Source organism: Streptomyces sp. NPDC001153 (genome assembly GCF_053598315.1).
The window spans coordinates 1-23,728 of sequence record NZ_JBSFJZ010000073.1 but is presented as its reverse complement, the minus strand read 5'-3'; the positions used below and the strand labels follow the sequence as shown (position 1 = coordinate 23,728).

General features: G+C 68.7%; 18 protein-coding genes and 4 pseudogenes. 7 read left to right on the top strand and 15 right to left on the bottom strand.

Annotated features, from left to right (window positions below; genetic code table 11):
- Window positions 1-230: 230 nt before the first annotated feature.
- From ACWDEN_RS44745 to ACWDEN_RS44735, 3 genes are all read left to right on the top strand, one after another.
- Window positions 231-1,424 carry a PucR family transcriptional regulator gene (locus tag ACWDEN_RS44745; protein ID WP_450863747.1) on the top strand — a complete coding sequence of 398 codons (1,194 nt, stop codon included), beginning with the start codon at window positions 231-233 and terminating at the stop codon, window positions 1,422-1,424.
- A 415-nt stretch (window positions 1,425-1,839) separates the two neighbouring features.
- Window positions 1,840-2,406: a carboxymuconolactone decarboxylase family protein gene (locus ACWDEN_RS44740; RefSeq protein ID WP_450863745.1), complete on the top strand. Its 567-nt coding sequence runs from the start codon at window positions 1,840-1,842 to the stop codon at window positions 2,404-2,406.
- Window positions 2,403-3,581 carry a 3-hydroxyacyl-CoA dehydrogenase NAD-binding domain-containing protein gene (locus tag ACWDEN_RS44735; RefSeq protein ID WP_450863743.1) on the top strand — a complete coding sequence of 393 codons (1,179 nt, stop codon included), beginning with the start codon at window positions 2,403-2,405 and terminating at the stop codon, window positions 3,579-3,581. The genes ACWDEN_RS44740 and ACWDEN_RS44735 overlap by 4 nt, the downstream gene beginning before the upstream one ends.
- Window positions 3,582-3,756: 175 nt before the next feature.
- Here ACWDEN_RS44735 and ACWDEN_RS44730 read toward each other — a convergent pair whose 3' ends face one another.
- The 9 genes and pseudogenes from ACWDEN_RS44730 to ACWDEN_RS44690 all read right to left on the bottom strand — a co-directional run bounded on the left by ACWDEN_RS44730 (window position 3,757) and on the right by ACWDEN_RS44690 (window position 15,767).
- A complete protein-coding gene (locus ACWDEN_RS44730) occupies window positions 3,757-4,749 on the bottom strand; it encodes a helix-turn-helix domain-containing protein (protein ID WP_351621051.1) in 993 nt (330 codons plus the stop codon).
- A 385-nt stretch (window positions 4,750-5,134) separates the two neighbouring features.
- On the bottom strand, window positions 5,135-9,313 hold the full coding sequence (locus ACWDEN_RS44725; protein WP_450863741.1) for a S8 family serine peptidase: 4,179 nt from the start codon (window positions 9,311-9,313) through the stop codon (window positions 5,135-5,137).
- Between the two features lie 749 nt (window positions 9,314-10,062).
- Window positions 10,063-10,369 (bottom strand): annotated as a pseudogene (locus tag ACWDEN_RS44720) (alpha-hydroxy-acid oxidizing protein); the annotation flags it as partial.
- 600 nt (window positions 10,370-10,969) lie between these two features.
- Window positions 10,970-11,344, bottom strand: coding sequence for a hypothetical protein (locus ACWDEN_RS44715; protein ID WP_450863739.1), 375 nt, complete (start codon window positions 11,342-11,344; stop codon window positions 10,970-10,972).
- 355 nt (window positions 11,345-11,699) lie between these two features.
- Entirely contained in the window at window positions 11,700-12,032 is a 333-nt protein-coding gene (locus ACWDEN_RS44710) for a hypothetical protein (RefSeq protein WP_351621058.1), read from the bottom strand.
- Between the two features lie 117 nt (window positions 12,033-12,149).
- A complete protein-coding gene (locus ACWDEN_RS44705; protein WP_351621061.1) occupies window positions 12,150-12,980 on the bottom strand; it encodes a polyphosphate polymerase domain-containing protein in 831 nt (276 codons plus the stop codon).
- On the bottom strand, window positions 12,977-13,609 hold the full coding sequence (locus ACWDEN_RS44700; protein WP_351621063.1) for a DUF4956 domain-containing protein: 633 nt from the start codon (window positions 13,607-13,609) through the stop codon (window positions 12,977-12,979). Before ACWDEN_RS44700 ends, ACWDEN_RS44705 begins: the two co-directional genes overlap by 4 nt.
- Before the next feature lie 1,247 nt (window positions 13,610-14,856).
- A complete protein-coding gene (locus tag ACWDEN_RS44695) occupies window positions 14,857-15,192 on the bottom strand; it encodes a dihydropteroate synthase (protein WP_450863736.1) in 336 nt (111 codons plus the stop codon).
- A 20-nt stretch (window positions 15,193-15,212) separates the two neighbouring features.
- Window positions 15,213-15,767, bottom strand: coding sequence for a lytic transglycosylase domain-containing protein (locus ACWDEN_RS44690; RefSeq protein ID WP_351621066.1), 555 nt, complete (start codon window positions 15,765-15,767; stop codon window positions 15,213-15,215).
- Window positions 15,768-16,603: 836 nt separating this feature from the next.
- Between ACWDEN_RS44690 and ACWDEN_RS44685 the strand changes: the two genes are divergently transcribed.
- The 3 genes from ACWDEN_RS44685 (at window position 16,604) to pspAB (ending at window position 18,756) form a co-directional block, all read left to right on the top strand.
- The gene (locus ACWDEN_RS44685) at window positions 16,604-17,017 is read left to right on the top strand and encodes a mechanosensitive ion channel domain-containing protein (protein ID WP_351621069.1); all 414 of its coding nucleotides are present in this window, start codon (window positions 16,604-16,606) and stop codon (window positions 17,015-17,017) included.
- Between the two features lie 218 nt (window positions 17,018-17,235).
- Window positions 17,236-18,150 carry a zinc metalloprotease HtpX gene (gene htpX / locus ACWDEN_RS44680; RefSeq protein WP_071379011.1) on the top strand — a complete coding sequence of 305 codons (915 nt, stop codon included), beginning with the start codon at window positions 17,236-17,238 and terminating at the stop codon, window positions 18,148-18,150.
- Between the two features lie 36 nt (window positions 18,151-18,186).
- Complete coding sequence (pspAB, locus tag ACWDEN_RS44675) at window positions 18,187-18,756, top strand: PspA-associated protein PspAB (RefSeq protein ID WP_351621073.1); 570 nt, start codon at window positions 18,187-18,189, stop codon at window positions 18,754-18,756.
- A 100-nt stretch (window positions 18,757-18,856) separates the two neighbouring features.
- Here pspAB and ACWDEN_RS44670 read toward each other — a convergent pair whose 3' ends face one another.
- The 3 genes and pseudogenes from ACWDEN_RS44670 to ACWDEN_RS44660 all read right to left on the bottom strand — a co-directional run bounded on the left by ACWDEN_RS44670 (window position 18,857) and on the right by ACWDEN_RS44660 (window position 20,068).
- Complete coding sequence (locus ACWDEN_RS44670) at window positions 18,857-19,126, bottom strand: AMP-binding protein (RefSeq protein ID WP_351621076.1); 270 nt, start codon at window positions 19,124-19,126, stop codon at window positions 18,857-18,859.
- 115 nt (window positions 19,127-19,241) lie between these two features.
- Window positions 19,242-19,442 (bottom strand): annotated as a pseudogene (locus tag ACWDEN_RS44665) (AMP-binding protein); the annotation flags it as partial.
- Window positions 19,443-19,759: 317 nt separating this feature from the next.
- A complete protein-coding gene (locus ACWDEN_RS44660) occupies window positions 19,760-20,068 on the bottom strand; it encodes a DUF3759 domain-containing protein (protein WP_071379009.1) in 309 nt (102 codons plus the stop codon).
- A 206-nt stretch (window positions 20,069-20,274) separates the two neighbouring features.
- On the opposite strand from ACWDEN_RS44660, the gene ACWDEN_RS44655 reads away from it, so the two are divergent.
- Complete coding sequence (locus ACWDEN_RS44655; protein ID WP_351621080.1) at window positions 20,275-20,916, top strand: hypothetical protein; 642 nt, start codon at window positions 20,275-20,277, stop codon at window positions 20,914-20,916.
- A 26-nt stretch (window positions 20,917-20,942) separates the two neighbouring features.
- Here ACWDEN_RS44655 and ACWDEN_RS44650 read toward each other — a convergent pair.
- The 3 genes and pseudogenes from ACWDEN_RS44650 to ACWDEN_RS44640 all read right to left on the bottom strand — a co-directional run.
- Window positions 20,943-21,802 (bottom strand): annotated as a pseudogene (locus ACWDEN_RS44650) (IS630 family transposase); the annotation flags it as partial.
- A 23-nt stretch (window positions 21,803-21,825) separates the two neighbouring features.
- Window positions 21,826-23,052, bottom strand: a complete 1,227-nt coding sequence (locus ACWDEN_RS44645) for an IS110 family transposase (RefSeq protein ID WP_450863732.1) — start codon at window positions 23,050-23,052, stop codon at window positions 21,826-21,828.
- A gap of 228 nt (window positions 23,053-23,280) precedes the next feature.
- Window positions 23,281-23,550 (bottom strand): annotated as a pseudogene (locus tag ACWDEN_RS44640) (helix-turn-helix domain-containing protein); the annotation flags it as partial.
- Window positions 23,551-23,728: the final 178 nt, after the last annotated feature.

The window sequence follows — 23,728 nt, the reverse complement described above, 5'->3', positions numbered from 1 at the left end:
CACTGCATAACGGACAAAACTACGGCGAAAACCTGGAGATGCTGAGCCAGGATTTGTGGAATCCACGAGCCGGGCGCTGTCGGGCCAAGCGTTCGCCGCTCACTCTTCGACCTCACGGTTCCCCGTGTCGGCACCTCCCCGTCGGCCGATCTTCTGTCCGAGATTTGAGATTTTCACCACTCGGTGCTCTGGATCTACGGTGAAAAGCCGGAAATGCTAGGGTCAAGTTCGTGGAATCCGAGAACCCGGCACTGTCGACGCCCCTCACGGGCGCGGCCCGGAACGCCGTTGCTCAGATCTGCGCGCACATCACCGACGACCTGCCGGTGATCAGTCTCGAGGTCGTCCGGCGAATCCGGGCCGAGATCCCCGACTACGCCGTCGTGCCTACGGAGGAACACCGGGACTTCGTGCTGTACCAGGGCCGCATGCTGTTCGCCGGCATCGCCGAGCAGCGGCCGCCGGGGGAGGAGCAGATTGCGCACGCCCGGGAGCTGGGGCGGCGGCGTGCCGAGCAGGGCCTGCCCATCGAACTCATGCTCGGGGCCTACCACGTCACCTTTCGCGAGGCGTGGAACCTGATCCTGCAGCGGGCCACGGCCGACCACCCCGAGCACGTCGGCGACCTGACGCATCTGGTCACGCTCATCTGGACCTGGATCCGGGTCCTCACCGGCAACGCATCCGAGGCCTACGGCGAGGAAGTCCGGCGCGCTCAGGTCACCCGGGTCACGCTCGCCCACCGGCTGTTCGCCGCACTCACCGCCGAACCCGTCCAGGTGGAGGCGTCGGCCCCCATGGCCCAGTCGCTCGGCTACCGAGTCGACGGCGAGTTCCAGGCGCTGTGCCTGCCCGCCGAGGACTGGCAGGACGACCGCACCGAACAGCTGCGCCTTCGGCTGACCGCCCTGACCGGCGAACTCCACTGCGCCACCGCCGGCACCCGGCTCCTGGTCCTGGGTCAGCGGCACGACCCGGACGCCGTGGCCGCAGCCGCCGCGGCCATCCCGCCGCGGCGGGACGCCACCGCGATCGGCGTCGGCCTGTCCCGCCCCGGCCTGGCCGGGGCGGCGGACAGCATCACCGACGCGACCCAGGCGCTGTCCCGGACGGGCGAACAGTGCCGTGTCGTGTACTTCGCCGATGCCTGGCTCGCCGCCGGCCTCGGCGGGCAGGCCACCCGCTTGGCTCCGCTGTTCACCAAGGCCGTGGCCACGGCGCGCACGGACCCCCACCTGGCCCAGGCCGTGGTCGCATTCGCAGACCACGGCCTGTCGGTGGCCGCCGCGGCCCGCGGGTTGCACCTGCACCCGAACTCGCTGGCTTACCGGCTCGGCCGGTGGCACGAACTCACCGGATTCGATCCGCGCAGCGGCGACGGACTCGTCGCGTCCCTGGTCGCGCTCCGTCTCTACCGGACGTGACGGAGGATTCCGTCACCCTTGTCTGCCGTGGGGTCTGCGCCGCAGGCGGACCGCTCACGACAATCACGGCGAGGGTCGACGGCGGGTCGGCACGAATGTTCCATCGAGCCGACCAGCCTCGCCCGCGCCCGGTCGCGGTAGCACTCTGACCGGAATGCGACTCCATGCCGATTGGCATAAGCACTACGAGAATTTGTAGTCGAGCTTGAGTGCGTCACGGTCACGCAAGCCTAGATTGGCAAATGCAGGCAATCGACCCGCAGTCCGGCGAGGGCGGCCAACCATTCGAAATGGTGTGGACCTCGAAGACGCGGAGATGGTATGGCATGCGGCCTAACGGCCCGGCATACCGAGTGGCCCATCCACTGCCGTCGCAGAGCAGCACTTCACCGTCGCATTCCCAGAAGGAGCCGTTGTGTCCCGTCTTACCTACCCCGACCGGCAGGACTTTCCCAAGGAACTGCGTGAGTTCCTCGACCAGCTGCCGCACCACGCGGCATTCGACATGCTGTCGCACTCGCAGGCCACCGTCGAGATCTTCCTCCGGCAGGGCCAGGCGCAGTTCACCCAGCTGGCGCTCTCCCCGCGAGACCGTGAACTGACCATTCTGACCACGGCCAGCGCCACGGACTGCGCATACGAGTTCACCCAGCACGTGCCGATCTCAGCGTCCGTCGGTGTCTCGGACGCCGTACGGGACGCGATCGAGCGCAAGGACTTCGACGCCCCGGAGCTGTCCGACGATGACCGCGCAATCATCCGCTTCGTGGCCGCGGTCATTGCCGCCCCGACCGTTTCCGACGAGATCTTCTCCGCGGTGAAGGAGCGCCTCACTCCACGCGAGATCCTCGAGATCATGCAGGTGACCGGGTTCTACTGGTCCTTCGGACGGGTCTGCACCGTTCTCGATGTCGAGGTCGAGAAAGACCATGGTGATGCCGTGATCGACGCGAGCCGGCGCATGCAGGTACCGGCGAAGTGACGTGGGGTGTCGGCCCGTACGGGGCCGACACCACCGGGAAGCGCGAGAGGGGCAGGCGCGGAACTCGGAAAATTCGCCATGCGCATTTTGCCTGCGATTTCTCGGCAACAGAGATCAAGCACGCCCTCCGTCAGCATGGCAGGCCCGCGGCAGCCCTCAAACACTTCATGCAATGTCGCGGTGCGACGCTCACCACCCGTAAGGAATCGCACACCATGAACACTGCGAACGCGGAATCGTTCCGTAACGTCACCATCGTCGGCGCCGGCGTCATCGGCATGTCGTGGGCAGCCCTGTGCCTCGCCCACGGCTGTGAGGTCACCATCAGCGACCCGGCTCCCACGACGGAGAGCCAGGTCCGCGCAGGTCTGGCAGACATCGCCCCCACGCTGGAAGAGCTGGGCATGAGGACGGACGACCTGACTGCCCGGCTGCGTTTCGAGGCCGATCTGGCCGCCGCGGTGGCCCGCGCCGACGTGGTGCAGGAAAACGGCCCGGAGCGCTTGGAGATCAAGCACCGGATGTGGGCCACCATCGAGGAGAACGCTCCTGCGCATGCGCTCTTCGCCACCTCGACCTCGGGTCTTCCGGCCGGCGAGATCGCCACGGTCCTCAAGCAGCCCGAGCGCCTGATCGTCGGCCACCCCTTCAACCCGCCGCACCTGGTGCCTCTTGTCGAGATCGTTCCGGGCAGGCTCACCTCGGAGGAGACCGTTGAGCAGGCGCGCGCCTTCTACAGCGCCCTGGGCAAGAAGCCCCAGGTCCTGCACAAGGAAGTTCCGGGTTTCGTCGCGAACCGCCTGCAGGCCGCCTTCTTCCGCGAGTGCGTCCATCTGGTGGCCGAGGGAGTGGTGACCGAGCAGGAACTCGACGAACTCGTCACTTCTTCGATCGGCCCGCGTTGGGCGGTTGCCGGACCCTTCCAGAGTTTCCATCTCGGCGGCGGTTCCGGCGGATTTGCTCACTTCCTCTCGCATTTCGCTCCTGCGATGGAGCAGAGCTGGAAGTTCCTGGGAAGCCCGACCTTCGACGAGGCCACCGTCAAACTCCTGAGCGAGCAGGCCGAGGCCTACCTCGGCGACCGACCCATCGAGGAACTCGCAACTCAGCGGGACCAGGCGCAGATCGCCCTCATGCGTGCGCTGGGTGAGCTTCCGCCCGCTCCCACCCGGTGAGGACCGATGACCTGCACCGTAACGGGTGGAATCACCTGATGGTGAGCCGAGTTGGTCCGCACATGGTCCGGATCTTGGATCGTGTCCCTGCTGCCCGGCTACACGCAGAACGACTTGCCGACCGACGTCAACTGGCCCTCCGAGACTCCCGAGTCAGTGACCGTCCGGCACAAGGTCACAGCCAGCCGCGCTGGGCGGCGGTGAGCCCGGCCTGGAACCGGGTGTTCACCCCGAGTTGACTCATCAGGCGGTGGATACGGCGTTGGGTGGTGCGTTCGCTCCAGCCCTGGGCCCGGGCGATCGCGGCGTCCGTGAGCCCTGCCGCGAGCAGCGACACCAGTGACCGGGTCTCCTGGTCGGGTTCGCCGGTGCCGCTCTCAAGGCCCCCGTCGGCGGCTGTGCGGTTCGTCAGGGGCAGGGGAACCGCCCGCTCCCACTCCACCTCGAAGAGCGCCTCCAGGGCCACCAGCATCGGTGAGCTCTTCACGAGATACGCCGCCAACTGACCGCCCGGCGCCGAACTGATGGGGATGATCGCGACCCGGCTGTCGCAGATCACGAGTTTGAGCGGCAGCTCGGTACGGACACGCGCCTGTTCGCCGGCTCGGACACTGGGCAGGATGTCGTCTGCGAGGCGGCCCGGCCAGGCGACGGCGGCGCGGTCGTAGATCACCCGGTGGGCGACGCCCCGGCGCTGCCGCTTGATCTGCTCGTCGAGGTTGCTGCCAGGCCGGTCGACGTAGGGGGGCCTGTCGAAAGCCCGTATCTCGCGCTGTGCCTGGGTGGTCATGCACTGCACCGCGGTACTGACGTCGGCGCGTTCGGTGAGGAGTTCCACCGCGAGGTCCGGGCTGCTGATCCGGGATGCCTCCCGGTGTGCCTCCATCAGCCGGTGCACCTGCGACCGAGCCTCATCGAGCTGCTTCTCACGGCGGCGGATCAGCGCGGTGACAGCGATGTCGGGGGCCACCGCGGTGAACCGGGGCGGTCGGCCGGTGGCCCGCGTCGCCAGGCCCCCCTTGACCAGATCGGCCAGCTGTCGTGTGGTGGAGGGAACGGACAGTTCACAGGCGCCGGCGAGCTCCGAAGCCGTGGCGTGGGGCGTATGGACCAGCACGGCGTAGACGCGCTCAGTCTCCTCTGCCAGTCCCAGTACGTTGAATGTCATGCCCTTTTCCGCCTTCATGTCGCCTGCCCGCCGCCGGCGGATGTCGGCCACCTATGTCTTTGCGCCGCGGCTGCCCCGTCGACATTTTCCATGTCATAAAGGAGGCCCTGGCCCGGGGGCCTGCGGGCAGCGCCACCCTCGTATCGGGCGAAGCCGCCGCGGGCGGCCACCGCGCAGCCGTCGGCCCTGGGCCGCAGCCGAGCAGGAATGGAAAAGGTGAGCCATTGCCCGCTCTCGCGTCGGTGAGGTGCCGGCCCCTGTGGACGAGACTGGGATCGCGTTCGACCGCCACCGCTCAAGATCGAAAAGGCAACAGCTTTGAAGACCGTGGGTCCGCGGGCGGTGTGGCGCCCGCGGACCCAGGTCGTCGAGCAAGCGGATCGGATCAGTAGGAGAACTGCTGGATCTGGCTTCCGTCGCCTGCGTACGTCCAGCCGGTCCGGGTTGCCGGGTCGAGTTGCATGACGCGCTCGCGATGGTTTTCGAGCCGGCCGTTCCAGGAGCCGTACAGGGAGTACGCGACGCCGGTCACCGTACCCACCGTGTTGCCTGTCCTCAGGTCGACGACGGCGATACGTCCGGTGGCGTTGTTGTCGGTGAAACCGTACTGCTGGAAGCCGCCCATGGGTTTCAGGTCCGGGAACCGGAAGGCGAGCAACGCCAGCTGGTGCTCCCCGTCGACGGCGAGAGCGAGGGGCGTCTGAGCCATTCCGACGTTCACCGGGTCACCGCCGCCGAGCTGCCCGAGGTATCCGGTGCCGGCGAAGTTGACGCTGTAGGAGTGGTACCACGTTTCGTAGAGGTTGCCCTTCTGGTCGGCCGCCAGGTCCCCGGCGCAAGGGATACCGCCTTGGCTCTGGGTGACCGATCCGGTGTCCAGGTTGACTGCTGCCACCGTGCCGGAGCCGATCGATGCCACGCAGTTGATGGTGGTGCCGGTCTTCTGCGCGGAAAAGAGGCCGGTCGACTCGTCCACGTCCAGCAGGCCGTACGACGTTCTCCCGTCCGGAGCGGGGTCGAGCTGGAGCGGGGTGCCCATTGCGCCGGTTGCCGTGTCCACGGGCAGGACGAAGCCCGCCCGGTCACTCGAACGGTGGGAGAGCACCGCTGCGCGGTGGCGTTTGGCGTCCACCCGCCCGCCCGTCACGACGTACTGGTCATCGACCCGGACGGGGCTGCCGACCGCGTCGCCGGTGCTCGTGTCGTACGTCTCGAGCCACTGCTCGCCGGTGGTCGTCTGCTTGTGCAGGACCAACGCGTGGTGGGCGGAGTCGACGCCGAACACCTCGTAGATGGAGCCGTACGCGGGGTCGCTCGTCAGCTTGCGGCCATAGGATCCGGTGGCGGCGTCGTAGTCGTACACCGAGCCTTCACCGGTGGGGCTTTCGACCGCCGCGACGGACGTGCCGTCGGGGACGATGGCGAAGTCGGTCAGGTTCGTGCCGTCGGGGGCTGTTCCGTCGTCGTAGGCCAGCAGAGACGTTGGCGAAGCCTGCCCGACTGTCTTGCCGTGCTGGTCGACGGCGAACACCCGCAGGTCGTAGGCGATCGAAGAGGGCAGCTTGAGCGCGAGGGCGTCGAGGTCCGCCGTGCCTCGCGTGCCCGTGAACGAGCGGTCGAGCGTGGCCGGGCTGTCCACCCCGTTGTGGTCGCGGGTGGTGCCGTTCTGGTTGCTGACCATGTTGTAGGAGTTGTACATGTTCGGTCCGGGTGCGGAGAACTCCAGCAGCGTGCCAGTGGCACCCTTGACCCGCGACACGTCGTAGTGCACCGAGAATCGCGGCGCAGCCCGGGTCACCTCCAGCAGGTGACCGATCTCCTCGGATCCCTTCGCAGCCAGGGTCGGCGCCGCCGGGCGTTGCGACGGGTCACCGCCGTCGACCCGGACGGAGGCGAACTCGCCGTACACCGGGCCGCGCTTGGCGCCGCCTGCTGGGTTCTGGACGACACCGATGCCGTAGATGCCGCCGCCGGCGGAGAAGGCGTCGGCCGGGACGGTGACGCTGCCGCGAAGTCCCGTCAGCGGGGCGGTGTAGGAGGCGGAGAAGATGGGGGCCAACGCGGGGTTCCAGCGGCCGACTTGCGACACGACCAGCTGGGGCGAGCTGACGTTCCGCACGCCGGTCAGGTCGTAGCGCACCTGTACGGAGCGTCCCGCCTCGACCACGGGCTGGACCACCGGGGCGAGTGCTTCGGCGTAGCCGCCGTCGGTGGGGCCGAAGCTCAGCTGGTGGGTGGTGGAGGCCAGCACCTCGTTGCCGTGGCGCACCTCGAAGGTGAGCGGGACCTGACGGTCCGTCGCGGAGACGACCGGAAGTCCGGCGGCGGCCAGCATCTGCGTGGGGGTGAGCCTGATCGCCGGCACAGCGGAGGTGAACTCATGGTTCTTGATGCGCAGCGCGTAGCTCACGCCGTCCCGGTCGCTCAGGCCGGTGACGTCGGCGCCGATGGTGACCGGTCCCACCAGGCCCTCACCGGTGGCGCCGGCGCCCGTGCCCGGTCCGGCCAGGTCGATGTACCCGGGGTCGGTGGCCTCCAGGTAGGAGCCACCGAGCCCGCCGATGCTCTGGCGATGCGCCACGGAGAGCCGGACGATCCGGGGCGTACCCGCACCGGCCCGGCTGCCGTGCGCCTCGGCCAGGACCGCCTGCACCGCGGCTGTGACGTCGAGCTGGGGACCGACGTGCAGCGGCCGGTCGATCTGCGGCGGAGTGGGCACTGCCCGGCCGGTGCGCTCCAGCAGCGCACGTACGTCCTGGGGCGACGGGTGCTGCCCGGTCAGCCGGGAGGCCTGCAGCACGACCGCCGCGGCGGCCGCGATCTCGGGTGCGGATGCCGAAGTGCCTCCGCTGAGGACCTCCGTCACCGACTGCGCGGTCTGGCCTCGGTGTTCGAAGGCGGGGATGCCGTCACTGGGCGCCGAGACGTCGACCCGGGTGCCGAATCCCGAGGAGAAGATCCCGGAGCCGTTGAGCCTGGTGGTCGCCCAGGTCCCGTTGCCCGACGCGGCTGCGCCGTTCTGCGGGGGCACGGCCAGTGTGTCGTCGGTCGTGGTGCCGCCCGCGGCGATCGCGCCGGAGTCCAGGACCTTGCTGGGCGTGGTTGACAGCTGGTCGTCGTCGATCCTGGTGGTGTCGGCGGCCTCGCGCGTCACGTCGGTCGCGGTGCTGCCGCCGTCGGGGCCGACGGCCGCGTTGGTGAACAACCGTGTCCCGTCGTTCGACGAGACCACCATGGTGATGCCGTACTGCTGCACGATCGACGCGATCACGGACTGCTGGACCGGGTCGTCCTCCAGGTAGCGTCCGGCGAACCCGAAAGCGTCGGTGCCGTAGCCCAGGCTGGCGGTGATCACATCGGGCCGCGGCTGCTGCCGGGCAGCAGCCAGCAGAGCCACCGCGATCTGACTGAACGTCGGCTGCTGCGGGACGACGAGCCGGTAGTCGGCCCCCGGGGCGATGCCCAGCAGGTCCGAGTTCCCGCCGCCCTGCATGCCCGGACGCTGCAGGTCGTGCGGAAGCGGCGCCATCACGGAGAAGTCCAGCAGCACCTCACCCAGCGCGGAGTCCTGCCCCCGGGTCGAGCCGGTCGGGTCGAGTGCGCCGGTCGCGTCCGCGGTGTAGGTGGGGATCAAGGGCATCGTCGGGATGTCCAGGTACCGCTGGCCGTTCTGGACGACGGTCGTCGGCCCCGCGGGGCCCAGGTTCGGCGTCGACGCGTCTGTGAGGTCGCCCACCGAGACGTTGGTGATGGTCTCGCCGGCGCCGGGCAGTTGCTGGAACTGCTGCTTCAGCAGGCTGTAGGCGCCTGTCGCGTCGACGCCGCCGGCGTTGAGGAAGCTCTGCAGCGAGGTGCCGAGAGCCGCGTTGCCGGGAACGCCGTCGGTGCCGGTCGCACCGCTGTCCTGCCCCCTCGCCGACGAGTCGGCCTTCCCTGCGGTGGCGCCCACTGAGGAGGGCAGCGGCACGGCGCCGGTGTTCATGGGGGAGACGGTCCGGTCGGGCTCGGCGTAGACGACCCCGGGTGCGGCGGCCAGCGCATGGGCGGCAGCAGAGGCGTCGCCGCCGGCCAGCTGGACGACCTGGACCTTGGACAGGTCGATCGCAGCGGATCCCAGCTTCGCCCTGGCGGCTGAGTGCAGCTGCCGGGCCTGGGCGGCGGTAAGACCCGGCACCAGCGGCCGCATGGAGACGGCGTGAGACCGGTGGAGTGCGGAGTTGACCGCGGTGTCCGAGGTCAACGGGGTACGGACCTGCAAACTGCGGTTCTTGCCCAGCGACTTGCCGGTCACGTGGGTGGCCGAGCCGAGCACCACAAGGACCTGGTGCGGGCCGTTCTTCGTCGACTGCGCGGGCATGGGCTGCTGGAACGAGCGCCACGGACCGAGCGCCGAGGACCCGGGTATGCCGGGCAACGCGCCTCCCGAAGCCGTACCTTTCACACCGGAATCGACCGCAGAGGTCTTCGCTCCGGTGGCCGACGCGTACTGCTCGGGTGCGGCGAGCAGTACGGCCGCACTGGCTATGGCGAGGCCGCGAGCGAACGCTCGTCTCCGCCGTTTCATGGGCACTCCACTTCTTACAAGCGAACTCGGGGAAAGCAAAGACAAGGCGCTGCCCCCGAACAGCGCCCACGCTGCGGGGAATCTTTCAACCGGGAAAGGCCGCCACAAGATGAGCAGGGTGGCGTACTTCTGCCAACCGGCAGGAAGTCGCCATCGAAGCGGCGAAGCTCCACGGCATTTACCGGCTTTGAGTCGGTGTTGTCGACATGGTGTCGGTAGCTGATGGCAGTCAGGGCGTTTCACTGCGCGCAGCCGGTGGTTGGGGTGCGCCGGCCCTCTTTTGTGTCACGACGCACCGTCCGGCGGATACACGCCCTGATCGTGCCCGCCGACGTTCGGCAGCCGCAGCCCGCCGCGCTCTCGGCGGGCCACCCCGGTTGCCTACGACATCATCACGTTTTCCCATGCCGCAGAGCCGACCAGTCTGCGGGTGCTAGGGGGCTCAGCACACGCCATAAGGGGCGGCCGTCCATGGCTGGCCGTGACAAGCTGTCAGCGCATCCGAACGGAACCTGCGTGCTTGCTTCATGGCGTCGGTCAGTGAAGAGGCCGACCTGAGCGGGGTGCCGCATCATCCTCCTCTGCCGTGCCACGTGAAGCGGGGGCGACCAGCCGGTCTGCCCCCGGAGAGTCGGCTCCGCCCGGGCGACGGTGGAGTCGGAGATGACCGCGACGACACGGGTCGAACTCGAGTTTCCGAGGGTCCGCCTTTCGAGCCAGACGTCACCGGAAGTACGGATCGTCTCGCATCAGCGGATGCGGCGGAGGGCGTCGGGCGCACGGTCGGCCAGAGCGGGGTAACCGTCGACGGCCACGACGAGGTCGGCTTCGGCAAGCAGAGAGCGCAGGACGTGCACGATGCCGTCCGTCCCGTCGAGGGCCAGGCCGTAGGCGTAGGTCGGCCGACGCATGCGGCTGCGGCACCGAGGGCGAGGGCCTGGATGATGTCTGCTCCCGTGCGGACGCCGGAGTCGAACACGATGGGCAGGCCGTCGGCGCCTCGACCACGGCAGGTAGGGCGTCGAGGGCGGGCAGGCCGCCCTTGGCCTGGCGGCCGCAGGCCAGTTCGGCGGCACGCTCGGCTAGCCGGATGCGACTGGGCCCCGGCCATTGTCGGTTGGGGCCTCGCTCCTGAGCACGGCGCGGGCGACCCCACCGGTTGTCGGTCCCCTGACACGGCAGCATGATGGGGACGAAGGCAGCAGCCACAGGCCTTGGCGGCATTCGTCTCCGGTGTCTGTCCGGAACTCCGACTCGCATGGCCACGAGGTCAGTGCAGCAGTGCGGTGCTTGCCGGAACGAGTGAATTGGGGTCACTGCCCAGGCACAACGCCTGCATGCTGCCCGCTCAGGTGCGCATCCTCGGTGGTGGGTGAGTCTCCGCGTGCGACCGTTGACTGTCGGTGGCCCCGATCACCTGGCACCTCGCCGGCCTGCGGCGCCGACCTCGGGCCGCCACCGGCTGAGACGACGACCCTCGTGACGGTCGGCGCCGACCAGTGCTGTGAACATCTGCCCACGGGCCCCTCACCAGCAGGCTGACCAACCGCTCGCCTCCTCACCACCTCGTCGCCGGACAACAGGCAGAACACTGCGACTACGCCCACGGTCCCGTTCATCGGCTCGAGCGCGCACGAACACTGACGGGCACCCAGGTCAGGCGGTGGTCGTGGCGCGGGGGAAGAAGACGCGAACGGGCAGCAGCAGCCCGACGAGCGACAGAACGCTGAACACCACTTGGTGGACATGGTCCTTGCCCGGCGGCAGCCCTCCCGCCAAGTGGGCGATCCAGAAGGCCGGGTAGTACCACTGTGCGTACCACGCCCACCGTTCCCCGCAGCGGGACGGTACGAGGGTGATCAATACACCGAACAGGCCCATGCCGATCGCGGCCGCACCGTCGGCCCGCATGAGTTGCTCGTCGCCGGCTCCCGGTGCGACCGCGGCGACGACACCGAAGATCAGGATGCCGATACCGACGATGAGTAGGCAGGTCCACGCTGCCTTCAGGCGCGCGCTGTTGTGCTGCATGCGCGATTCGTATCCGCTTCCGGCGAAGGAGACGCAGAGCCTCTGCCGTGACCGAGGGTGCCGAGGCCGGACGAGGCGATTGGGGCGGAGTGCTGCAGGCTTCCGGGTACGGAGGAGGGGGCCCAGCCGGTTGTCGGCGTGGGCTGAAAGAGGTCTCGGTGGCCGAGTCTGCCTTGAGCCACGACGCCCGAATCGTCAGCCGTCAACTCGCCCCTCGGACACAGAGAGAGTTGCCCCACGACGCCCTGTTCTTGGGCAGGGGGTATTGGCACCCGCTTTCGGCTCCCGGCCGGGGCGGGTGTTCGTCGTTTCGGTTCGGCTTCTCTGCCTTCGCCGGATTGTCGCTGGGCTTTGGTCAGCTGATGGTGATCTCTTCTGCCTGGGGTGTGTTCGCGGCCAGGGTCCTGGCCGCTGGGTCGTAGGTCAGGATGATCTCCTCGCTGCGGAGGTGGGCGATCGCCTGGGCGGGTGTGGGTTGCACCGCGTCACGGCTGACGGACGCCGACCCGGGAGGATCCAGACGGCTGGTGAGACGGAGGCGCAGGGCCGGCAGATGTGGCAGAACGTGGTCTTCGCGGACGTAGGTGTTGGGGATGCGGCCGGGGTCGGGGCGGGTGGTGCTGGTGTGACCGTGGCGGCAGCGGTAGCCGGCCGCCGGGGCCCGCCATGCCACACCGGGCGCGCCCACGAGCGAAGATCCGCGCGACAGGGCCCCGGTGTCCGGCCGGGAGGACGCACATCGCTTCCCGGCCGCAGGGCTGTCCCGGCGGCGGGCCCGTCATGCCACCGGGCCTTCACCGGCCGTTCAACGCTCCGGCTCCAGGGCCACCTCACCGAAAGCACGGCGGGAGGCGCGGCGCCACCGGCTGGCGGGGAGCGCGGGTCGCAGTGCGGCGTAGGCGCTGCAGTACTTGGTGAAGACGGCGGGGCGTATCCCGTGGGCGTGCAACAGGCGGTCCGCCTCGGTGAGATGCCCAGTGGTCTTGGTCTCGACGAGAACGAGGTCGTCCGTGCACCGCACGGTGCGCCCAGTGCGCACGTCGTCGCAGACCAGTGCCGCGTCGCAGGTGATGCGCTCGCCGTCGGCCACGAAGGTGGCGCGAATGTAGTCGGTGCACAAGGACGGTTCGAGGACTGCCGGGGCGCCGATGCCGTACGCGGTGCGCAGGGTGTCGGCGAGGAACCCCCGGCAGTCGGGGTCGAGCGGGGTGGCCGCTCCGGTCAACGGACGGCGGCGTTTGACGGTGTCGCCGCGCGGCCCCTTGAGCTTGATCTCGAACTGCCGCTCACCCGTGTCTGTGTAGACCCGTTCCCGGATCTTGAAGCGGAGCCGGCGGCCCTGCCGGTGGTCGTGGAAGGAGCGGAGCTCGGGGGTGTCGTAGTAGACGGAGTGGTAGCGGAAGGCACGTCGGCCGTCTATGGCGAGGGCGCGGAAGGGGCCGCCGGGCCGGTGCGGGTCGGTGAGCCGGCCGACGATGCGCAGGAAGGTGTTCGCGGGCACCAGGTAGCTGTGGTCGAAACGCGCGAGGAGAGCCGCCCGTTCGTTGAGTTCGTCGAGCGAGATCGGGCCGGCGCCGTGGGCGGCGTCGCCGATGGCGCGGACCGCAGCGGCGGAGCGGACCGTTGCGGTGGTCATGCGCTTTCCCAGGTGGGTGTGGTCCGGTGGGCGGGTCCGGCGGCGGGCACGGGGCCCCGGTCGGCCGGGGTCGCTGTGCTCTCGCGGTAGCGGACGTCGACGACGGTGAGGTCCCGGACGAAGTCGACTTCCATGACCGTCCAGTGGAGGGGCTCACCTAGGCGCCGTGCGAGGTCGGTGCGGAGCGCGGCCGGGTCCTCGTGGACGGTGTCGAGAGTGACGACGGCGCGCCGGGTGTCGGCGAGGAGGCGGGGGCTGTCGGCCGCCCAGACGATGAGGAGCAGGGTGGCGCACAGCCCGCCGGTGAGCGCGAACGGCAGCCTCGGCAGTCCGCAGAGCAGGCCGAGGACAAGGGTGGTGAAGTAGTAGGCGACTTCTTCGTGCTGCACGGCGTCGGAGCGGAGTCGCACGATCGAGAGCACGCCGAAGAGGCCGAAGCCCAGGGCCGCCCCGCCGCTGCGCACCTCGGCGAGGGCGGTGACGACGGTGAAGAGGCCGGTGTTCAGGGCGAGATAGGCCGGCACGAGGTCGCGCCGACGGTGGCGCGGATAGTAGATGGCGAAGGTCAGCACGCCGACGGCGGCGAGGTCGAGCCCGAGGTGGGCAGCGAGATGCCGTAACAACTCCATGACTGCACTCCCTGTAAGTACCGAGGCCGGAAGGCCCCGAAAGACCGGAACGAGAGACAGACGGTAGGTGAACACATGGCGAACATGTATTCGCTTGTGGAGAAACGATGCGCCTCCTTGATGGCCTTCGGCACCAATTGACCGGAGGCGCACATCTCCTGTCGCGTTCGCCTCTCTTGCCGACCGCCTTCGACTGGAGTTGGCCCGGGAGGGATTGGAGCGTCTCCGGATCGCGCGGGAGACGGTCGCCGAAGTGCTGGTGGAGTTGGTGCCAGAGAAGCGCGGGCGCGATCGATCCCCACCGGCCAACCGTGGCTGAGCCGGTGGCGTCGGCGTATGCAGGGGCCGAGCGACAGGTCATCGGAGTGCTGACCGTGCCGAACTGGCAGTCCGGGATGGGGCCGGAGATCCTGCCGAGGGTGTATCAGGACATCGTGGAGGTGGTGGCGGAGGCGCCGGGGCCGGTCCGCGCCAAGCGGATCGTGCCGAGGATCGGGCTGCAGGTCGAGACCGGGAAGATCGAGGCCACGCGGGCGAAGTTGAAGCGGCTGGTGGAGCGGGGGCTGGCTGGACGAGGATGTCCCGGGGCCTGTTCACTTTGGCCCCCGTCGGGGCGGTGCTTCGCCCAACTCCCGTCAACAGTAGGGCACTTCCGCGCCTACATTCGAAGGCGCGACCCAAACGATGCTGGACGGGAAGAGCCTTGAAGATGACACCGTACGACACTGATGCCGCCGCTGACCCCTTTGCCGCTCCCTCAGCGCCTTCGAGATGCTGACCACCTCGCTGTCAGACAGCGATGCGGGCACCTGGACCCACACTGAACTGGAGGAATACCTGGACGGCCGGGCGGGAACTGCTTCGCCTGCTGCTGCAGGGCCGCCTCGAGCTGCGCGCGGTGCGAGAGGAGGAACAGGTTCGTTCCGGTGGCGGCCCGGTCGTGGTGGGGCCGGAAGGCCGTGTGCGGCCCTGGCGGGAGACCGGACACGCGCGCTGGCCGGCCACCGTGTTCGGGATGGTCCGGGTCACCCGGGTCGCGCCCACCGAGGCCGGGGCGCGGGCAACGTCCATCCCGCCGACGCCGTGCTGTCCCTGCCGGCGGGCCGGGGCTACGACGAGCAGACCGCCTTCCCCGACACCGCTTGACTGATCAACCGCATCGGATGTCTGTCTCCGCACGGGCGGCACTGTTCGCCGTTCCGCTCCCGACTGAGGTGGTCCATACACCTCGCCCACGCCGCTCTCGCTCACAGGTCCGAGCCGGGCTCCGGTGTCCTGGCCTTCCTGATCGCGGCCTCGACGCGGACCGCGTCCGCCGTGGCCCGTACCTCGTGCACCCGGACGGCCCAGGCTCCCTGAGCGGCGGCGATCGCGGATGCGGCGGCGGTCGCCGCGTCCCGGGCGCGTGGCGGTCGGGGATCGCCGGTCGACGGGTCCGCCGGCAGCGTGCCCAGGAATCGCTTGCGGGAGGCCGCGACCAGGAGCGGACGGCACAGCCGTCGCCAGGCGTCGAGCCCGGCCAGCAGAACCCGGTCGTCCGCCCGGGTTCTCGTGACGATGCCCAGTCCGGGGCCGTTGATCATCTGACTCGGAGCAGGGGGCTTCAGTCGCCCGGCGGGTTGGGCGACGCGCTGATCTGCTTGGCGTAGGTCTGGGTGTACTTCGGGATCAGTGTCTCGATCCGGTTGACGTAGTTCTGTGTCTCGGGGATCTGTGGGATGCCCTGGGCCTTGAGTACCGCGTTGGGGCCGGCGTTGTACGCGGCGAGTGCGAGCTGGGTGGGGTCGCCGGGGACGCCCTTGACCTCCTTGAACAGGTGGCACATGTAGGCGCCCTGGGCCGGAATGGCGTCTTGTGGGTTCCACACGTCGGCCCGGCCGTCGCCGGTGTAGTCCTTGCCCCACTCCGCCCAGGTCGAGGGTTGGAACTGCGCGATGCCCTGGGCTTTGCCGGAGTCCGCCTTCGGATTCCAGTGGCTCTCCGCGTCGAGTTGCGCGGCCAGCATCGGAACGCTCAGCTCCGGGCAGGTCTTGGTGGCTGACTGAACGGTCGCCAGATACTGACCGGGAATGGTGGGCAGTGCGGGCGGTCGGGTCAGCCACCAGACGGCACCGAGGACAGCGGCGATGACGAGTACGGCTGCGAGGGCCAGACCCACCAGACACCCTCGGCGGCCGGAGCGCCTGGTTTCTGTCTCCGCCGGAGAAAATCGGTACGTCGTGGCGGGCGACGACACCCCCCAGTCGAGATGTGCGGGCTGCTGACCTTGCCGCCACACCTCGCCGCTGTCGGTCGCTCCGGTTTGCTGCTCTTGCACGTGCCCAGTCCGTCCGGTCGGTCGTCGGATGCTCTGTCGATGACGGGTAGGACGCATAGGGCGTCACGTTAGTTGCAAGATCACGCAAATGAGCAGGTGCGTGGGGGGATTGCCACACGAGGGAACCCGCCTCGGCCGCCCGCCGCGATACCTGCACCAGCGCCGCAGATTTGAGGGCTCCTGCCCGGACGGCCCTCAAGACGGAGACCTTTAGCGGACGCTGTCCGGATCACCTGTGTGACGTGAGGCTGCGCAGAGGTGCTTCATCGGCTTGCCGGGCCAGGCGCCGCCCGGCCGGACAGCAGCAGCGAGGCACACGCGCTGCAGGACAGCACCCGTTCCCGGCCCTGGCAACGCCCGCGGATGCGGTGAGGAGGCCGTGGCCGAACGGCAGCCGCACTCCGGGCGATCGGGAGGAGCTGATGCGGAAACCTTCGAAGATGAGCACGACACGCGCCGGGGGATAAGCGCCCCATTCTTCCTGAGCGTCGGCCTCTGCCTGCTTGCCGGGTCGCCGGGTGTCGAGCCTGGGCACCCAGGCCGAGGGCCGCGTCGTCCTCAGAGTGCCGAGCGCCCTGGCGGATACTCGGCCCCTGCGCCGTAGACCCGGGCCGCCTCGCACACCACGTCTGTATGCAGACCACCGACGAGTGGACGCCGGAGCACGAAGGCGTCTGGTGAAGCTTCTGACCGGGCGGATCAGCGACAGCCGGTCGGCCGCGCTGCGGGTCATCTGCCTGCTTTGCGGCTATGCCCTGGTCATCCTCGGCGCCCTCAGCCTGATCCGAGTGCCGTGGGAAAAGCTCCTGCTGGGCGGCGCGCTGACCGGAGTGATCCTCGGGATCGCCGCGCAGCCGGTCCTCGGCAATATCTGCGCTGGTCTGGTACTGCTCGTCTCGCACCCTTTCGCGATCGGTGAGCGGATCAGCATTCAGTCCGGACCCCTCGGAGGCCGGATCGAGGGCGAGGTGACGGACATGACCCTGTTGTTCGTCCAACTCCATACGGAGGACGGTCAGGTGTTGCTGCCCAACAACGCTGTGCTCGGCGCGGCCATCGGCCCACCCGCTCGCGAGGCTGTCGCGCAGTGACAGCTGACGGGAGGCCGTAGTCGGCCGACCGCTTTCGGTGGGTTCTCTCCGATCGCGCTCCGGCGGCTATACAGGAAAGGGCACCCCTGCTGCCGCAGCTGCCCTCCAGCACATCCGAGATCCTCACGTCGGCCACGCCGCATGGGAACTTCCGGGGCTTGTCGAACGTCACCACGGTGGGACCCAGCGGGGGTCCGAACAGAAGTGGAGCATGGGCGATGAGCGGGACGAGATTCGCGCCGGACCGGGGCCTGACCAGCCGCATGGTGGCCACGATGTTCATGATCGGCTTGCTCTACGTGGTCTTTGTCGGGGCGCTGTTCGTGCTGCTACGCGGTGCCTGGCCGCTGGTGGCCGTCATCGCGGGTGGCATTTTCATCGCGCAGTTCTGGTTCAGCGACAAGATCGCCACGTTCAGCATGGGCGCTCGTGAGGTCACCGAGCAGGAGTACCCGGAACTGCACGGCGCGGTCGATCGTCTCTGTGCCCTGGCCGACATGCCCAAGCCCCGGGTCGCCGTCGCCGACAGCGACGTCCCGAACGCATTCGCGACCGGCCGCAATGCGAACAATGCTGTGATCTGTGCCACCACCGGCCTGCTGCGCCGTCTGGAGCCGGAGGAGCTGGAGGGCGTGCTCGCGCACGAGCTCTCGCACGTTGCACACAAGGACGTCGCCGTGATGACGATCGCCGGGTTCCTCGGCGTGATGGCCGGCTTCCTTACACGGATGGGCCTTCAGTTTGGTCTGTGGGGCGGGTTCGGTGACCGCCGCGACGACCGTGACGACGAGGGCCTGGCCCTGCTGGTGGTCATCGCGGTCAGCGCCGTCGTCTACGCGGTCAGCTTCCTGCTGACACGCCTGCTGTCGCGCTACCGCGAGCTGTCCGCCGACCGCTCGGCGGCGCTGCTCACCGGCCGCCCCTCCGCGCTGGCCTCGGCGCTCACCAAGGTCACCGGCGCGATGGGCGCGATCCCGACGCGCGACCTGCGCCAGGCCGAGCCGTTCAACGCCTTCTACTTCGCCCCGGCTTTCTCCGCGCGGCAGAGCGCGGGCAACCTGCTCTCCACCCACCCGACGCTGGAGCAGCGACTCGACCAGCTCGGCCGCATCTCCGCCGAGCTGGGCCGCTGACGCCCGACGCCCTGACCAGGAAGGAACAGCTCCGCCATGGGCTTTCTCGGCACGCTGCTCGGCCGCACCAAGCCCGTCAGACCCGACCTCGACCAGCTCTTCGGCCTGCCCTCCGCCGCGATCACCCTCCAGGCTGCAGCCGGCTTCACTCCGACCGGCCTCGGCTCGGTGTGCTTCGCTGCCGCAGAGGGCGGCGCCTTCGCCCAGGTCCAGCAGGACGTTCAGGCGCTGCTCAACGCCGACCAGGGCACCCCGGTCGAGATCAGCCGCGACAGCTACGGCTACACCTGGCTGCTCTCCCGACAGTCGCCGGACGACATCGTCTCCCTTGTCAACGACCTGCACGCGGTGAACACCGCCCTGCAGGACAACGGCTTCGGCCCGCAACTGCTGTGCTCTCTGGTCGCTTTCGCCAACCCGGAGGGCCGCAGGCTCGCGCTCGTGTACTTGTACAAGCGGGGAACCTTCTACCCCTTCTCGCCACTGCCAGGTGAAAAACGCGACAACGCGATGGAGCTCCAGGTGAAGACGGTGATCGGCAACGACCTGCGCGTCGAACAGGATCTCGGCCGCTGGTTCCCGCTCTGGAGTGCGCCCGGGCTGTGACATCCCGCGCCCAGGGCCGCGTGGGTCTGGCGCGGTGGAAACGGCTGGCGCTCCGCGCCTGATGCGCTGGTCAAGACCGGCCTGGTGGCCGAGGAGGCTGTTATGGCTGTGCCTCGCGCGGGTCCAGGGAGTCAGCGAGCTCGGCCCCCAGCCGTGCCGAGTCCGTCGGGCCGGCGATGACGGTGGCGCCAGCGGCCCAGGTGGGCCAGATCTCCTCGATGGAGAAGTCGAAGGAGATGGCCATGTCCTGGTAGACGCGGTCGCCGGGCCGCATGTCGTAGACCGGGCCGACGACCCGCAGGAAGTTGCGGATGCTGGACCGGGCGATCTTCGCCCCCTTGGGCCTGCCGTTCGAGCCCGAGGTGTACATGATGTACGCCAGCGGGCCCGCACCTCTCGGCGTCTTCAGGCGGCCGTGTGGACGGCAGCAGCGTCCACTCCTCGACGCATCCGTCGATCTCGATGACCGGGCACGGTGCGCCGGATGCCAGGGCGGAGGTGGTGAGCAGGGCATCGACGCCGGCATCTCGGAGGATGAAGTCCACCCGGTCGACGGGCGTCGCCGGGTCGACCGGTACGAACGCCGCGCCCGCTTTGCACACGCCGAGCAGGCTCGCGTACATCTCGACCGGCCTCGGCAAGAGCAGCGCCACACTGCTGTCCGAGCCGAGGCCGAGACCACGCAGCCGGTGGGCGATCTGGTTGGCCCGGGCGTCCAGTTCGGCATAGGTCAGCCCGCTGCTCTCCGCAATCGAGGGCGACGGCGTGCGGGGTCCGGTTGCAGGAGTCCTCGAAGAAGCGATTCAGGTTGCCTACTGCCGGGCAGGTGCCGTCCCGGTCCGGGGCGACGGCGACGCGTTGGTGTCAAAGGTCGTGTGGTGTCCCCTGGAATGCAGTTCCGAAGCATGCCAGTGGCGCCAGGTTCCGCTGTGCCTCACAACATGGGGAGGTTGACGGTGGCCCCCTCCGGTGAGGGAGAACCGGAGGGGGCGAGCCGATGCGGTCAGGCGGTGGCGAACTCCGGGGCGATGCGCGCCGCTGCGGCCGCCGCGTGGCGCTTGACCTGCTGTTCGTCAAGGTGGTCCAGGCCGAGGTCGGTCATGAGCCGTTCGGCCTGCTGGCGCGCCAGTGCCTCCAGGGTGTTGGTCAGGCTCTGGTTGTCGATCGGCTGCCCGGACTCCTTCAGCTTCCGGGTAGCCTCCCAGGCAGCCGCGTGGCCGGCCTGCTCCTCGGTGACGTTGCGGTCCAGGCCGGTGCCGCCGTAGATGACGGTGTGGGCGTCCTTGTACTGCCTGATGCTGTGCTGAGACACGGTTTCTCCTCGTCTAGGGCCCGACCGGTCTCTTGCCTGCCGGACGGGCACCACACCAGAAAAACTCGGCGCGGCCGACCCCCGCCCGGCAAACACCCCCGAACGGGTGGCCTCTAGTGCTCTGACCACATACGTTCACCGGCTTGAGCGACCGTGAGGTCGTGGGGGCCAGGCTCGTGGCTGGGGCGTCCGCTTGTGCTCAGCTCGTGCAGCCGCCTTCCAACAGCAGCGATCCGTTGATCTTGGCGTTCCCAGCCGAGCTTGCAGGCGATGCCGAGGCAGTTCTGGCGGTCATGCCTGCTTCCCGCTTCCGGCCGCTTGAGCCGTTTTCGGTCGTTGTGGAGGGTCAGCATGTGTCCATTCCTGGCCGTCTCTACAAAGACGAGCCGCCGGCAGAAGCGGTAGCGTCGCTCTCGTCGCGTCAACGTCAACTTCTGCACTGCTTGTACTCAAGGCACTGCGACGGGATGGTCAGGCAGCGCCACCTGGCGGAGGTCGTTGGCTCCACGGACCCGTGGGTCGTCCCGTTCGTCGTGCAGTTGGTCGGCGAGTACGTCTTGGAGATCCTGGTCGTCATCCGCGATGAGCTTCGTAGTCTCGCCGCACCGGGCACCCGAAGCCACCTCGCTTACGGGCAGTTCATCATTGATAACCCGGCCTTCTTCGCGCGCACTCAGCGACGGGTCGTGAGCTACTGGAGCTGCTACTACCGTTCCGCCTATTCGACTTTCCGCGGCTACCCGGGATGCAGTCTTCTTGATCTTCTAAGGTCCGCAGCCTCGGACAGAGCAGGGCACCCCCGGCCCAACCTCACCCCTGCCGGAACCAGGCTGGACGGCTACTGCTAGAGCTGGCCGGGCAAGTTCGAGATCGGTCAGGCTGCGGCAGCGAGAGGGCGTCCGCCCCATCGGATGCCCTTCTCGCTGCGGATCCGGGCGCGCTCACGACGTTGAGCTGCGAGGACGTCGGGGTGTCGGGCGTTCTTGTTGCGCCAGCCGAGGTAGGCGTGCAGCGCCCGGGTCTGGACCGTGTGGTTGCGGTGATTGGAGTTGGCGACCGTGACCTGCCGCAACGGGCCGAAGTGGGCCTCGATCGGGTTCGCCCAGGATGCGTAGGTCGGCGTAAAGCACAGCTCGACCCGGTGTTTCTTCGCCCAGCGACAGATCTTCTCGCCCTTATGAGCGGACAGGTCGTCCAGGATCACGTAGATCGGGGCACCGTCAGGGCGGGCGGCCCGGATCGACTTCAGCGCGGCCAACGACTTCGCAGCGCCCTTCTTGCAGCGGTTGACGCCCCAGAGGGTGTCGTCGCCGACCGAGTAGCACCCGTGGAAGTACCGGACACCATGGGTGCGGTGGTACGTGGCCGGGTGCCGCTCGGGGTGGCCGGCAGCAGCCCAGCCCGCCCCTCCAGTGGGACGGATACCGAGCGGGCCGAACTCGTCGAAGGCAAAGACCCGGTCCGGGAAACGGTCCAGGACCTCCTCGATCCGGTCCAACTTCACATCACGGTCCGGATCTGGGGACTCCTTCCAGGTCTTGGTGCGCTGGAAGGTGACGCCGCGGCGGGCGAGCAAGCGGCGTAACGTATCGCGGCCGATGCGGATGACCCGGCATGCACTTTGCGCAGGTAGGCGAGCAGCTTGCGGATCGACCAGCGGGTTAAGGGCTGCCCGAGCTTGGTCGGGCGGATGGTGGCCGTCGCGACGACGAAGTCCTCGTCGTCAGGGCTGAGCAGACACCCCATGACATTTGAGGTCAAGCGGCCTGGAGGTGGGCGTGGTGCGACCAGGCGGTCGCCTCGTCGTAGAGGGTGCGGGACTTGAGGCAGCCGTGGAGGATGCCGACGAGCCGGTAGCCGACCTGACGCAGGGCGGCGTTGTAGCCGGATTCCCGTGCTCGTTGCTTGTCGTAGTAGCGGCGTGCGCCGGGCGAGGCGCGTAGGGCGGAGAAAGCCTGGAGTTGGAGAGCGTCAGCCAGGCGGTTGTTGCGCACGTAGCGGGCTTGGACGGTGTGACTCTTGCCAGAGGACCGGGTGACTGGGCTGGTCCCGGCGTAGTTCTTGCGGGCCTTGGCCGAGTTGTAGCGGGTGGGGTCGTCTCCGAACTCGGCGAGCACGCGGGCGCCGGTGACCTGCCCAATACCGGGCATCGAGAGGTAGATCTCGGCGTCCGGGTGCGCGAGAAAATGCGTCTTCACCTGCTCTTCCATCGCGGCTATCTGCTCGTTCAGGGCGAGCAGGAGACGGGCGTGGGCGGTGGCGGTGGCCGCGTAGGCGGCTGTGACCTGCTCCGGCAGCTCGAGGTGCTTCTCGCGTAGCGCGGCCTGGATCGCCCTGGCTTTCGCGTCCCGGCCGCGACGCCGAGCACGGGCTAGGACCGCGGCGATCTGGGAGCGTGTTAGCTTCGCCGCTGCTTGCGGCGTGGGTGCTTTGATCAGCAGTTCTAGTCCGTCCGTGCTGGTCAGCTCCACGTCTGCGTAGGCGGCAAGCGCGGCCGGGAAGTACTCACGCAGAGCGTTGCGCAGCCGCTGAAAGATACGCGTGCGTTCCCAGATCAGGGTCTGATGAGCGCGTGCAGCGATCTTGACGGCCTGGGCCTGGTCGCTGTCCCCGGCAACCGGTCGCAGCTGGTCACGGTCGATGCGGACCATATCGGCCAGCGCGTGCGCATCGCCCTTGTCGCTCTTGGCACCGGACGTGCTGTATCGCTCCTTGAAGCGGACGACCTGCCGCGGGTTGATCGCGTAGACCTGGTAGCCGGCGGCGAGCAAGGCCTGCACCCATGTGCCGCGGTCCGTCTCGATTCCCACGATCACGCCTGCAGCGTCGAGGTCCTGGTCGCCGTGCCTGGCCACCAGCTCGTGGAGCTTGGTCATGCCTTCCGCGCCCTCGGGCAGCCTTGCGGTCGCCAGCCTGTGGCCGGTTGCGTCCTGGACCTCGATGTCGTGATGGCCCTCAGCCCAGTCGTCGCCGATCAGCAGCAACTCTTCCTCCAAGTCGGATACTTCAGCGGCATGCAGCCTGCGGAAGACACGGCACGCGGCCTAATGGATCCAGTGCTCACGCTCTTCTCGGCGGGCACGACACCCCATCAGCGGTCAGGGCCTTCCGGCCGACCAACAAGGGCACGGTCTGCTCACAGAAGTCGACGCTTCCGGCGGGGAGAGTGCTCACCTGCTGGCGGCTACGGCACCGAGTCTCTACGACCCGGCAGGTCCCATTAGGCGGGGACGGCCTCCCGCCCACCGAGGGTCCAAGCAGGCCAGGCCGATCTCATTGAACCGGTGGATCACATCGCGGACGGTGTCCTCGTCAGCCTGCACCAACTGGGCGATCACCGGAACACGATTCCCACCCGCCGAGGCCAACAGCATCATCGCGCGCCGGTAGCGCACCGAACTGGTGCCGCCCCGGCGCACGATCTGCTGCAGCTTCTGCCCTTCCTGGTCGGTCAGTCTGCGCAATCGGACAGGCTCGGCCACCGCACCCCCAGCGGTCGGAACGGACGTCACCGCACATCCAACCGCCCCGTCGACCAACCCGGCGAACCAACGAGGTAAGAGCACTAGGGCCTGTGTGAGGTCGTGATCAATCTCGGGTTCTGGTCCCGTGCGGGGACAGGACCTGGTAGGACGCTGGGTGTGACACGTAGGCAACTCA